General features: G+C 70.9%; 12 protein-coding genes. 4 read left to right on the top strand and 8 right to left on the bottom strand.

Features of this window, described 5'->3' with window-relative positions:
- Nucleotides 1-6 precede the first annotated feature (6 nt).
- The 6 genes from ACLQ2O_RS04920 to ACLQ2O_RS04895 form a co-directional block, all read right to left on the bottom strand.
- Complete coding sequence (locus ACLQ2O_RS04920; RefSeq protein WP_425827611.1) at nt 7-1,941, bottom strand: TOMM precursor leader peptide-binding protein; 1,935 nt, start codon at nt 1,939-1,941, stop codon at nt 7-9.
- 102 nt (nt 1,942-2,043) lie between these two features.
- Nucleotides 2,044-2,229, bottom strand: a complete 186-nt coding sequence (locus ACLQ2O_RS04915) for a hypothetical protein (protein WP_184800027.1) — start codon at nt 2,227-2,229, stop codon at nt 2,044-2,046.
- Between the two features lie 305 nt (nt 2,230-2,534).
- Complete coding sequence (locus ACLQ2O_RS04910) at nt 2,535-2,720, bottom strand: hypothetical protein (protein ID WP_425827609.1); 186 nt, start codon at nt 2,718-2,720, stop codon at nt 2,535-2,537.
- Nucleotides 2,717-4,855 carry a hypothetical protein gene (locus ACLQ2O_RS04905; protein ID WP_425827607.1) on the bottom strand — a complete coding sequence of 713 codons (2,139 nt, stop codon included), beginning with the start codon at nt 4,853-4,855 and terminating at the stop codon, nt 2,717-2,719. The genes ACLQ2O_RS04910 and ACLQ2O_RS04905 overlap by 4 nt, the downstream gene beginning before the upstream one ends.
- Nucleotides 4,856-5,062: 207 nt before the next feature.
- The gene (locus ACLQ2O_RS04900) at nt 5,063-5,896 is read right to left on the bottom strand and encodes an ABC transporter permease subunit (protein WP_425827605.1); all 834 of its coding nucleotides are present in this window, start codon (nt 5,894-5,896) and stop codon (nt 5,063-5,065) included.
- Nucleotides 5,893-6,891 (bottom strand): ABC transporter ATP-binding protein, encoded by a 999-nt coding sequence (locus tag ACLQ2O_RS04895; RefSeq protein WP_425829069.1) that lies wholly within the window; start codon nt 6,889-6,891, stop codon nt 5,893-5,895. The genes ACLQ2O_RS04900 and ACLQ2O_RS04895 overlap by 4 nt, the downstream gene beginning before the upstream one ends.
- Nucleotides 6,892-7,355: 464 nt before the next feature.
- Between ACLQ2O_RS04895 and ACLQ2O_RS04890 the strand changes: the two genes are divergently transcribed.
- From ACLQ2O_RS04890 to ACLQ2O_RS04880, 3 genes are all read left to right on the top strand, one after another.
- On the top strand, nt 7,356-7,850 hold the full coding sequence (locus ACLQ2O_RS04890; RefSeq protein WP_425827603.1) for an RDD family protein: 495 nt from the start codon (nt 7,356-7,358) through the stop codon (nt 7,848-7,850).
- Between the two features lie 47 nt (nt 7,851-7,897).
- Nucleotides 7,898-8,983 (top strand): winged helix DNA-binding domain-containing protein, encoded by a 1,086-nt coding sequence (locus tag ACLQ2O_RS04885; protein ID WP_425827601.1) that lies wholly within the window; start codon nt 7,898-7,900, stop codon nt 8,981-8,983.
- Between the two features lie 62 nt (nt 8,984-9,045).
- Nucleotides 9,046-9,870 (top strand): aldo/keto reductase, encoded by an 825-nt coding sequence (locus ACLQ2O_RS04880; protein WP_425827599.1) that lies wholly within the window; start codon nt 9,046-9,048, stop codon nt 9,868-9,870.
- On the opposite strand, the gene ACLQ2O_RS04875 is transcribed toward ACLQ2O_RS04880, so the two are convergent.
- A complete protein-coding gene (locus ACLQ2O_RS04875) occupies nt 9,834-10,172 on the bottom strand; it encodes a hypothetical protein (protein WP_425827597.1) in 339 nt (112 codons plus the stop codon). The genes ACLQ2O_RS04880 and ACLQ2O_RS04875 overlap by 37 nt on opposite strands.
- A 126-nt stretch (nt 10,173-10,298) precedes the next feature.
- On the opposite strand from ACLQ2O_RS04875, the gene ACLQ2O_RS04870 reads away from it, so the two are divergent.
- Entirely contained in the window at nt 10,299-11,204 is a 906-nt protein-coding gene (locus tag ACLQ2O_RS04870) for a LysR family transcriptional regulator (RefSeq protein ID WP_425827595.1), read from the top strand.
- Nucleotides 11,205-11,533: 329 nt separating this feature from the next.
- Here the strand turns inward: ACLQ2O_RS04870 and ACLQ2O_RS04865 are convergent, their stop codons facing one another.
- On the bottom strand, nt 11,534-11,902 hold the full coding sequence (locus ACLQ2O_RS04865) for a winged helix-turn-helix transcriptional regulator (RefSeq protein WP_425827593.1): 369 nt from the start codon (nt 11,900-11,902) through the stop codon (nt 11,534-11,536).
- Between the last annotated feature and the right edge of the window lie 61 nt (nt 11,903-11,963).

The raw sequence follows: 11,963 nt of genomic DNA, 5'->3' as shown, positions 1-11,963 counted from the left end.
CAACTCCTACGGGAAGGGATGCGGGACGTGGTGCAGCTGGTCGGGCCGCAGCGGCTGCTCGGTCAGCCCGGCCTGGTACGGCGCCCAGAGCATCCGGGGCATCGTCAGCACCCGCTGCCGGTGCCAGCCGAAGTCGATCGGGATCAGGCCGGGCACGATCGTGGCGACCGTGTTGATGCCGAGTCCGGCCTGCTCCGGCGTCGTCTGGTCGACCACCACAGTGTCGAGACCCTGCGCGGCCAGCAGGCCGACGATCTCGCGGACCGGGTCGGCCAGGTCGGTCAGCGGCGGCCTGTTGAGGGTCCAGTCGGCGTACACCTCGTCCAGCGGCGTCCGCGTCGACTGGCGAAGCCAGTGCTCGGCGTACGGCGCCATCTCGGGCAGGCCGAACAGGAGCGCGTGGTGCGCCAGCTCGGTGACGTTGGCGTAGTCGGTCACCATCGCCTCGACCTCGTCCTTGCGGGCCGCGACCCGCTCGTCGAAGCCGGTCACGTACGAGGCGACCTCACAGACCGCGGCCCGGACGGCGTCCGCCGGGTCGAGCGAGGCGCCACCGCCGAAGCAGAGCGTGCCCGGCCCGCCGTCACGCCGTACGGCGACCGCACCGACCGCCGGCACCGGCAGGTCGATCCGGATGTCGAAGCACCGCAGGTCGTAGCCGAGCAGGTCGACGTGCGAGCGCATCTGCCGGACCAGCGGCTCGTCGACCGTGTCCAGGTCGATCTCGCGGGGCGTGAGCCCGCTGTACCAGGCGATCAGGAAGGCGTCCCGCTCGATCAGCTCCAGCAGCCCGTGCAGGACCGCCTCCGTCACCGAACTGCCGGACGCGCACCCGTTGGAGCACTCCTGCACGGTGTTGCGGTGGTCGGCGTGGTGATCGAGGTAGTAGACGATCTGCTCGGGCACGAGCAGCGCCCGGTCGTCACGGACCGACCAGCCCCAGACCCACGGCACCGAAGGGTTCTCGGACCAGGGGACATACTGCTCGAAGTGTCCCCGGTAGAACTCGGGCGTGTAGAGCCCGCACTGCTCCAGCTCGACGTATGGTACGTCGAGCTCGCTGACCGCGGCGCGACGAGCGATCCGGTTCCGGCGGGGCAGCTGGCCGGCGTGACGTTCGAGGCCTTCCAGAGCGCCCAGCAACTCGCTGCGCTGGTAGCTCTCCGCGTGGCCGCTCCACCACATCTCGTGCAGGCCGTACTTGCTCCGTACTTCGAAGTGCCCGCTGACCGGAGCGGTGGCCGTGGCGTGGTACGCCCGGAAGGCAGGGGCTCCGAGGACTCCGCAGACCGGGTTGGCCAGCGCTTCCATCGGTAGCTGCAGGGACTCCGGCGACCTGGTGCGCGTGCTGCCCGGTGCGGCGTTGGGCGTCGGGACGATCCGGATCCGGGCCGCCCGCGCGGTGTCCTCCAGCGGGACCGAGCAACGCTCGCAGGAGGAGTCCTTGATCAGCCCGTACCGCTCGACGCGACCGGTGAGGCTGTCGATCTCCCAGACCGCTCCTGGCGAGACCTGACTGGCCGCCTCGTCGAGCAGGGCGGCGGCAACCGCCACCACGTACGGCGCGGGCGCATCGAGCTCGCGCGGACCGAGCACACCGCGCGGATCCTCCAGAACGCGGCGCTCGACGGTCGGACGGCACGCCAGCCAGCGGCGGTCGAGGCAGTGCGGGCACGGGCCGTCGTCGGCCGGGGTCGACGCGACCACCACCGTTCCGCCGTACAGGCGAAGGCTGAGTCGGGCCGTCGAGGACGGGCCGACCTGGTAGAGGTGTCGCAGGTCCTGGCCGGGCAGGCCGAGGACGGCGAGGTCGAGCACACCGCTGTACTGGGCGGTGCGCGGGCTGATCAGGCCGGCGAGGTCCCGGCCAAGGGTCCGGAGCAGGGCTTCCGGGTCGGCCGGCGCGGGGTCGGCCGGCTGGTGTTCGGTCAACGTGGTCACGGGCGGCGGCTTTCTCGGGAGCGGGTCGGGTCGGGTCAGGTCGTGAGGCCGAGGTACTGCGGACCAGGGCCCTTGGTCCGCAGCCTCAGCCGTGGCGGTGGATCAGCCGCAGCTGGACGTGCTCGTGCTGCACGACGACGTGCTGGACGTGCTGCAGGAGCAGCAGCTCGAGCAGCTGCAGGACGAGCTGCTGGCAGCCATGTCCATCGCCGAGTCGGCGACTTCCTCCACCTCGAAGGTCACTGCCTCGAGGTCGAGCAGCTCTACGCTCAGGGTCTGGTTCGTCATGTCTTCCTCCTCTCACGGTGTCGCTGGACGGCTCAGGGTGAAAGCGCCGGACTCAGCCGCCGCACCCGGTGCTGGTGCTGGTCGAGCAGCAGCTGGACGTGCTGCAGGAGGAACAGCTGGAGCACGAACAGCTCGAACTGCACCAACCGGCCGCGTCCTGCCCGACATCGACGATGTCCTCGATCTCGAAGGTCGCCGTTTCGAGCGTGAGCAGTTCTTCGCTGAGAACCATGTGGTCACCCCCTCTCCGTTCCGGGCGGACCGCCACCGTGGCCGGTGGCGGAATCCAGGGCAGCCGACCGTCGTCAGCTGGTGCTGCTGCAGCTGCAGCTGGAACAGCCGCAGCAGCTCGACGTGCTGCAGGACGAGCAGCTCGACGTACTGGTGCTGGAGCTGCACCAGGCCGCGTTGTCCTGCCCGGCGTCGGCGATCTCCTCCACTTCGAAGGTCGCGGTCTCCAGGCCGAGCAGCTCGGTGGTGAGGTCGATCATCGGGACTCCTCCAGATCGGTGGACGAACGGAACAGCAGGCACCGGGCCACCGCGGTGACACCGGCGAGGTCGGGCGGAGTCAGCTCGGCGACCGCCACGGCGTACCCCCGTTCAGCCAGTACGGCGAGCGCGGCCGCCTCGTCGACGGACCGCGTCAGCTGGTCGACCCCGGCGGCCGGGCCGCCGAGCAGCGCCGCCTCCAGGTCGCCGGTGAGCGGCGGCCGGTGGCCGGCGTACGACGTACCGGCGATCTGCCGCCGGCCGACCAGCTCCAGCAGCAACTCCTCGAGGGCCGCGGTCCAGGACGCGGCCGCACGAGCGGTCCGGAGGTCCTCACCGCCTTCGCGGACGACAGCCACAGCGACCGGGAGCGCGGCGTCGGCGTGGAAGAGCCGCACCTGGCAGCCTTCTTCGGTCAGCTCACGCAGGAGCATGGACAGCCGCTGGCCCTCGTCCGCGGTCGCCAGCACCTCGGCGAGCAGCTCGTCGCCGACCACCTGGACACCGACCTCGGCCCTGACCACCGCTGCGGTCGCAGCAGCGGCCGCGACCTCGAACAGGCCCCGCCGCCGTGCTTCGGCGAGCGTCGGCGCTGCCTGGACGCCGATGGTCGTCGGCTCGAACTCGGCGGCGTTGCGATCCGCCGAACTGGCCAGGACCGCGGCCTGCTCGATGGCGAGCGGCCGGTCGGTCGCGTAGTCCGTGGCGGCGACCAGGCGGGACTTGGCTTGGCTCGAACCGAGGTGGCCTTCGAGGCGGCCCGACGTGATCGTCTCCGCGGTGGTGATTGCCTCAGGCAAGGAATTGGTACGACGGGCGATCTCCACGGCGTACCTGGCCGCGGCCTCCTCCAGCGCGGCGAGCCTCGCCTCCAGCACGGTCTCGACGCCGAAGCGGACCAGTGGGTTCGGAGCGAGCAGGACCGCCGTCTTGACCGGGATCTGTGGCATCGCGTCGTCGTCGAAGCGCCGGAAGACGCCGACGTGATCGGCGACCACCGAGTCGTACCGGCGGTACGCCGCCTCGACCTCCGAGCGGACCTCCCCCACCTCGCCCGCGGGATGGCGTACGGCGTCGGCCGGGACCGCCGGGTGGGCCACGAGCGGTTCGGTCCTTGCCGTCAGGCGGAGCGGGTCGATCACGATCACATGGCCGTCGAGGTCGCCGTCGATCCGGCCGGTCAGCACCTTGAACAGCTCGAAGCCGGCCAGGTTGACCGCCAGCGAGGTCGCCGTACTGGGCAGGACGGACTGGGCCGGTACGGCGGACCGCCCGGCGACTGCTGCTTGCCAGATCCATTCGACGCCGGGCACGGCGTTGTCGCTCATCCGCAGCAGGGCGGACCGGGCTGAGGCGCCGTCGGCCTGGAGGGGACCGCAGACGAAGCGGTCGCCGACACGGAGGAGCGGCACGAACATCACGCCGGCGGCCCGGGCGGCGTCGGCGAGGGTGAAGAGCTCGGGGTCAGGTCCGTCGAGGGAAACCAGACAGATCAGGTCGAATGCCGGGCGGGTGCTCGCGTCGGCCGCGTTGGCGAGCGCGTCCGCCGGGCGGGGGATTCCGTCGGCTGGGTGAGGGCTTCCGTCCGCCGGGTGGCGGCTCCCGGTGGGTGGGCTCGTGGGTGTTGCGGTCAGTTCGGCCGGGTCGATGGTTGTTGCCTGGAGCACCGATCCTGTACTGCCGACGCCGTTGGCCGTCAGGGCGGCGGCCAGGGTGGCGGTGGCCTGCTGGTCGGAGCCGACCACGAGAACGCGGGCCGCGGCCGCTCGGGCGAAGCCGGTGCCGTCGTCGCCGTAGTGGTCGAGCAGCGCCAGTTGGCCGGCGTACTTGGTCCTGAGCTCGGGGTCGAGCGACGACCGCGGGTCCGGACCATCGAGCACTACACCCCGCCGGGCCAGCGTGCCGAGCAGGTTGCGGACCGCCGTCGCGTGCGCGTCGGGCAAACCGGCCACGATCTCGGCCATCGTGCTGCCGCCGTCCAGGTGCGGCAGTAGTGCCGACAGGTACTGGTAGGCCCCCGCGCCGCGGATCACGAAGGCGCCGTCGTGGCCGCGGACGTAGACCCCTTCGAGGGTCTGCAGGAAAGCGACGTCCTGGCGGAGCCGCGGACGGGCGAGCTGGTCGGGCTGAGACATCGCGAAGCTCCTCGGGAAGGCGGAAGCAGAGCTGGGGGCGGACTCGGGCTCGGTGTGAGCCCGATGTGGGGGCGGGACTCGGGCTCGGTACGAGCCCGAGGTGGGGGCGGAATCGGCTGGACGCCGAGGTGGGGGCGGGACTCGGGCTCAGTGCGAACCCGAGGTGGGGGCCCGGCGACGGCCGGGTCGTGGTGGGCGGGGCCGGGGTCAGGTCACGTCCCGGCGGCGGATCAGGAGCACGGCGAGCGTCGTACTGAGCACGAGGTACGCGAGCAGGACGACGACGGCAACCGGTGGGGACAGGTAGTCGACGACGCCAGGGGTGCCGCCGTCGCCTTGGGTCGGTGCACCGAGCCCGGCGACGACCGAGCCGCTCGCGGAGCCGAGCAGCACGGTGCGGACCGGTTCGAGCGCGGGGAGGATCGTGGCGAGACCGGACACCGCGTTCTCCAGTCCGAGCGTCCAGAGCAGGCCGACCGCGAGCGCCACGCTCGTTCCGCGGAACAGGACGCCGAGCACGGCACCGACGCTCATCCAGGCGGCGGAGATCAGCACCGCGGCACCGACGGACGCGAGCAGCGTGGAGACTCCCGGCCAGTCCGCCGGCTGCGACTCGACCGCGGCGATCACAGCCGCGGCGACGACCGAGGCGAGCGAGGCCGCGACGGCGATCGCGGTCGCCGCGAGGACTCCGACGACGAGCTTGGCGAGCACGACCTGGGTCCGGCTCGGCCCCTGGGTGAGGCGAGCGGTCCAGGTGCTCCAGCGGTACTCCGAACCGGTCACCAGCACGCCGAGGATCAGCATGATCGCGCCGCCGAAGAGCGGGTAGCTGCTCAGCGATGTGGCGCCGACCTCCGCGGGCAGCAGTATTTCGAGCAGCCCACCACGGCTGGGGTCGGCCGGGTCGAGCACGCTGTAGACGATGTACGGGATCGCGAAGGCGAAGCTGATCACCATCAGCACCCAGGCCAGCCCGATCACCAACGGGGCAAGGCGTTTGCGCATCAGCAGCAGCTCGGACGAGACCGCGTCGATCATGCCGTCACCCCCATCCCGCCGGTCCGGCGTGGGTCGCTCTCGCTGTCCTCGTGCTCGGTGAGCGCGAAGAACACGCCCTCCAGGCTCTGCTTCTCGCGGCGGATCTCGTGGACGTCGACGCCGGCCGTGACGAGGGCGCGGACCAGGCCGGGAACGTCGTCGGGTGCCGGGGCGACCCGCCAGTGGCGCTCGTCGGGCTCGCCGACCTCGGTCGGCTCCGTCCCGGCGTACTCGGCGAGCACCGACCGTGCCTGGGCCGACGGACTCGCCCAGAGCTCCAGTGCGCCGCCGCCCGGCCGGTTGCGGATCGCGGTGACGGTGTCGTCGGCGATCACCAGACCGCGGTCGATCACCACCACCCGGTCGCAGATCTGCTGCACCTCGCCGAGCAGGTGGGACGACAGCAGCACCGTGCTCCCGGCGGCACCCAGGTCGCGGATCAGCGTGCGCATGCCGGCCACGCCTTCGGGATCGAGGCCGTTGGTCGGCTCGTCGAGGATGAGCAGCGGCGGGCTGCCGAGCAGGGCGGCCGCGACACCGAGCCGCTGGCCCATCCCGAGCGAGTAGCCGGCGAACCGGTCGCCGCCGCGGTCGCGCAGACCGACGACCTCGAGCACCCGGTCGACCTCCGTCCGGGGCAGCCCGGCGGCCCGGGACAGGACCTCCAGGTTGGTCCGGCCGGACAGGTGCGGCACGAAGGCCGGCGTCTCGATCAGAGCGCCGGTACGATGTAACGCTTCGGGACTGCCCGGCCGGGCGCCCAGCACCCGCACCTCACCGGCATCGGGACGCACCAGGCCGAGCAGGATCCGCAGCAGCGTGGACTTGCCGGCGCCGTTCGGCCCGAGCACGCCGTACACCTGGCCGGGAACGACCTCCAGGTCGACCCCGCGCAGAGCGGCGACCGGGCCGAAGGACTTGCTCACCCCGGACACCCGCACGACCGGTCCGGACCGGGCCAGGCCGGCACCGGACGACGTCTCGGCAATCTGCATCCCCACGGCTCTTTCCTCCCCGGCGAACCTCGGTGAACCGTTCATAATTCAACGGGCCGGACCCCGTTCCGGTCACCGTTGGGGGCAGACGCTAACAGCCGTTCCGGCGGCCGGGAACGGCCTGCGGTATGAATTTTTCGTGACGCCCGACGATGACTGAAAGCGACATTCACGCGTCCGGCGCCGGGCGCGACGACCCAGCGGAAAGCCCTGCACACAAGGCAGAATCAGCCACTTGCCGGGGGCATTGGTCGCATCACGTTCGAATAGTGAGATCTTCTCAATGATTACTTTTGGTCAGCTACGCTGGACTAACCGGGCATCATCAAACGCTCATTTGACGAACTACACATCACATTTTTTTCCGCTACCTTTTCGAGCAGCGCGAAAAGCCGACGGAAAGTCTGATACTTCCTCAGGGTTTTCTCAGCACCGGCTATTTCCCGGCCGCTACGATGACCGGCATGCACACCGCCCGCCGAGGTCTGGCCACCGTGATCGACTACTCGGCCCTGGCCGGCGCGCTCGGCGTCCTGGCCGCCGTGACGCTGCTACGCCGATCCCGCCAACCCGTCGGTGAACGCCGTGACCCCGACCCGGCCACGCTGCGGCTGATGGTCGCGGCCGGTGTCACCGTGCCGCTGTCGTGCGCGCTGGCCGTGGCCGACGCAACCGGCGGCAGCCCCGGCAAGCGCGCACTCGGCCTCGCCGTCCACGACGCGGCCTCCGGCTCCGGCCCCACCTTCCGACAGGCGCTCGTACGATCCGCACTGAAGACCGCGGTCCCGTGGGAGCTCGGCCACCAGGCCGTCTGGGACTTCCGCTCCGGCAACACCCGCCGCGGCTCGCTCCTCGCCGCCGGCGCCTACCTCGCCCTCGGGGCGCAGGCCGCCGCCATAATCCGCAACCGCCCGACGTACGCCGACCGCGCGGCGGGCACCGAGGTCCGTGAGGTCTGAGCGGTTCGCCGTACGGGATTGTCGGTGGGATCCGGCAGGATGCCGTCATGGTGGTGCTGAGTGCGAAGGCGATCAATCGGGCGACGTTGAGCCGGCAGCTGTTGCTGGAGCGGGCCGGGGTCGGGCCGGCTGAGGCGGTGCGGCGGCTGGCGGGGATGCAGGGGCAGGAGCCGAAGCATCCGTACGTCGGGTTGTGGACGCGGCTCGACGGGTTCGTCGACGCGGACCTGACGGCGGCGGTCGAGGCGCGCGACGTCGTACGGGCGACGCTGTTCCGCGGGACGCTGCACCTGGTCACCGCCGAGGACTACCTGCGGTTCCGGACCACGCTGGCGCCGGTGCTCGAGGCCGGGTTGAAGCTGCTGAAGGAACGCGGCGAAGGGCTGGAGCCGGCGAAGGTGGTCGCGGCGGCGCGGAAGCTGCTGGCGAAGGAACCGCTCACGTTCACGCAGGTGCGGGACGCGCTGCAGGAGCAGTTCCCGGCGGTGAACGACCGCGCCCTCGGGTTCTGCACGCGGATGATGGTGCCGCTGGTGATGTACCCGACCGACACCCGCTGGGGCTGGCCGGCGAACGCGCGGTTCACCCCGGCCGAGCAGTGGATCGGCCGCAAGCCGTCCCTGAGCGCCGTACCGGACGAGCTGGTCATCCGATATCTGGACGCCTTCGGCCCGGCCACGCCGGCCGACTTCCAGACCTGGTCGGGCCTGCCGTCGGCGAAAACCGTCTTCGAGGCCGCCGAGCTGGACCGCTTCGAGGACGAGAACGGGCGCACGCTGTACGACGTACCGACCGCTCCGCGCCCCGATCCGGAGACCCCAGCCCCGGTGCGGTTCCTGCCCGAGTTCGACAACCTGCTGCTCGCGCACGCCAAACGCGAACGGGTGATAGCCGACGCCTATCGCCCGGCGGTGTTCACGAAAAACCTGCGGGTGAAGGCGACGTACCTCGTCGACGGGCAGGTCGCCGGGCTGTGGACGGCCGAGAAGAAGCGCGCTGTGGCGACTCTCACGCTGACCCCGTTCGAGCCCGTCGCCCAGCGGGTGAAGACCGCGCTGGAGCGTGAGGGCGAGGCGTTACTACGGTTTCTCGAGCCCGATGCGAAGACCTACGCGGTGGTTACGGCCAGTTGATGAGGTTGTTGTCACACGTCGGATGACTGGGCTGGAGACCCCGCGCCCAGTGAAATAGACAGATGAGCACAGTCCCCACGATCACTCTGGACAACGGCGTCGAGATCCCCCAGCTGGGCCTGGGCGTCTGGCAGGTCGAGGACGGGATCGTCACCGGTGTCGTCGAGGCCGCCGTCGAGGCCGGCTACCGGCACATCGACACGGCCGCGGCCTACGGCAACGAGGCGGGCGTCGGTCGCGCGATCGCGACCTCCGGCCTGCCCCGCGACGAGTTCTTCGTCACCACCAAGGTGCAGAACCACGACCAGGGCTACGACTCGACCCTGCGGGCCTTCGACAAGAGCGTCGCCAACCTGGGCCTGGAGACCGTCGACCTGTACCTGATCCACTGGCAGTGCCTGAAGCAGGACAAGTACGTCGACACCTGGAAGGCGATGGAGAAGCTGTACGCCGAGCAGCGCATCCGCGCGATCGGTGTCTCCAACTTCCACCTCCCGGCGCTGCACCGGCTGTTCGACGAGACCGACGTCCGGCCGACGGTGAACCAGATCGAGCTGCACCCGGCGCTGCCGCAGGACGAGCTGCGCGCGTTCCACGCCGAGAACGACATCGTCACCGAGTCGTGGAGCCCGCTGGCCTCCGGCGAGCTGATCGGTCACCCGGTACTGAAGGAGATCGGCGGCAAGCACGGCAAGTCACCGGCCCAGGTGATGATCCGCTGGCACCTGCAGCTCGGCAACGTGGTGATCCCGAAGTCGAAGACCCCGGCGCGGATCGCGGAGAACATCGACGTCTTCGACTTCACCCTGGACAACGAGGACATGGCCGCGATCGCCGACCTGGAGACCGGTCAGCGCACCGGCGGCGACCCGGACACCTTCGGCTGATCAGCCGACCAGTTGCAGGAACTGCCGTAGTACCGGCGATCGGTTGGCCGGCGACCAGGCCACCGAGAGCCGCCACGGCGGCAGGTCGTCGGACAGCTCGCGGTAGACGACGGCCGCCGGGTCGACGGCGGGGTCGGTGCGATCAGCAACGACACCCCGGGCCCGGCGGCGACCAGCGACACGATCGTCTGTACGTCGGCGCCCTGCTGACTGATCCGCGGCGTGAACCCGGCGGCCTGGCAGTGGCCGACGATCACGTCGTGCACCGACGGCCCGGTCGCGCGGCTGTAGCTCGACCCCAAGATCCACCGCGAATCCCGTTCCGGTCAGCCCAACGCGCCCGTACGTCCCGCCCCGCCGCCGTCCGCTGCGCTCGCTGCTCCGGTGGGCCCGGCACCCGCGCGAGGCCGTGTGCGAAGCTGATCGCCGTGATCGAAGTGCGCAGGTTGCGGGTACTGCGGGCCCTTGCTGACCACGGCACCGTGACAGCGGCCGCCGAGGTCCTGCACCTCACGCCGTCCGCCGTCTCCCAGCAGCTGGCCGCCCTCGAGTCCGAGGTCGGCCAGGAGCTGCTGGAACGCCGCGGCCGCCGCGTCGCGATCACGTCCGCCGGCCGCCTGCTACTCACCCACGCCGACACGATCCTCACCGAGGTCGAACGTGCCGAGGACGCGATGCGCCTGTACGCCGACGGCGCCACCGGCGAGCTCCGCATCGCCGCCTTCGCGACCGCGATCAGCCTCCTGGTCGCCCCGTCCCTGGCACGCCTGCGCGAAACCACCCCCGGCCTCCGCCTCGTCGTCCAGGACGCCGAAGGCCACCAGGCCCTCACCCAGCTCCTCGACGGCGAGGTCGACCTCGCCGTCACCGTCGAGCACCGAGGCTCCCCCCGCCCCACCGACGACGACCGCCTGACCCTCACTCCCCTGTACGCCGAACCCTTCGTCGCGGTCCTCCCCCCACATCACCCCGCAGCCTCGGGCGACGTCGACCTCACCGCCCTCGCCACCGACGACTGGGTGATGACCTCGGTCGGCAACCCCATCCGCGACGTGGTCCTTCTCGCCTGCGAACAAGCCGGCTTCCAGCCGAGAATCGTCCACACCTCCGACGACTTCCGCTCAGTAGCCGCCCTCTGCGCGGCCAACGCCGGCGTCTCCCTGGTCCCCCGCCTCACGCTGCCGCCCACCACCCCCGCGGCAATCCGCCCCCTGCGGCCCCCGACCCCCACCCGCCGAGTCCTCATAGCCACCCGCCGAGCCCGGGCCGACCACCCCCTGATCACCGCCACCCTCAAAACCCTCGCCGAAACCGCCGCCCAACTGAACCTGTGAGAGCAGAGCCCGTACGGCGGCGCGCGGTTCTCCAGCGGATGACGGGCCGCGACGGCAAGCCCCGAGCGAAGGACCGGCTCCGCTTCGGCAAGATCCCCGGCTGCCAGCAGCCTTGAGCCGAGCTCCTCGTGCGCGTCGGACTCGACGATCTCGCTGTCCAGCTTGTCGCGGCGACGACGGCTGCCCTCGCCTCACTCCGCCTCCAGCCAGACTCGCACCTGATCCACGTCATCCAGGTCCTCCGCCCCTCGCGACCAGGGCACCGATGGAGGGGCTGGGCAAAGCCGCTGGTCACCGGGTCATCAGGGGGCGGGACGACGAAGGAGCAATCAGGTGCGAGCTTCGTCGTACTGGAGGCGGGCGGACTGGACGTCGGGGACCTTGGACTCGACCCACGCGGTGATGGTGCGGACGTGGGTGGCGGCCTCGATGCCGAGCGGAGTGAGGGAGTAGTCGACGCGGGGCGGGATGACGGGCTGCGCGGCGCGGTGGACGAAGCCGTCGCGTTCCAGGGCCTGCAGGGTCTGGGCGAGCATCTTCTCGCTGACGCCGCCGATGTGGCGGCGAAGCTCGCTGAAGCGGTAGGAGCGGTCGAGCAGCGCGACCAGGACCAGGACGCCCCAGCGGCTGGTGACGTGCTCCAGGATCACGCGGGACGGGCAGCCGACGCGGTTCAGGTCGGGCAGGACGACGGTCATCAGAGCCTCCTCACTCAAGACCAGCTCACTCGAACACCAGTACCTTACTTCAAGGTGGGTA

Origin of the sequence: Kribbella sp. DT2 (assembly GCF_049844575.1) — a bacterium.
Lineage (GTDB): Bacteria > Actinomycetota > Actinomycetes > Propionibacteriales > Kribbellaceae > Kribbella.
Note: the sequence above shows the minus strand (reverse complement) of the source record. Positions and strands in the feature narration are given on the sequence as shown.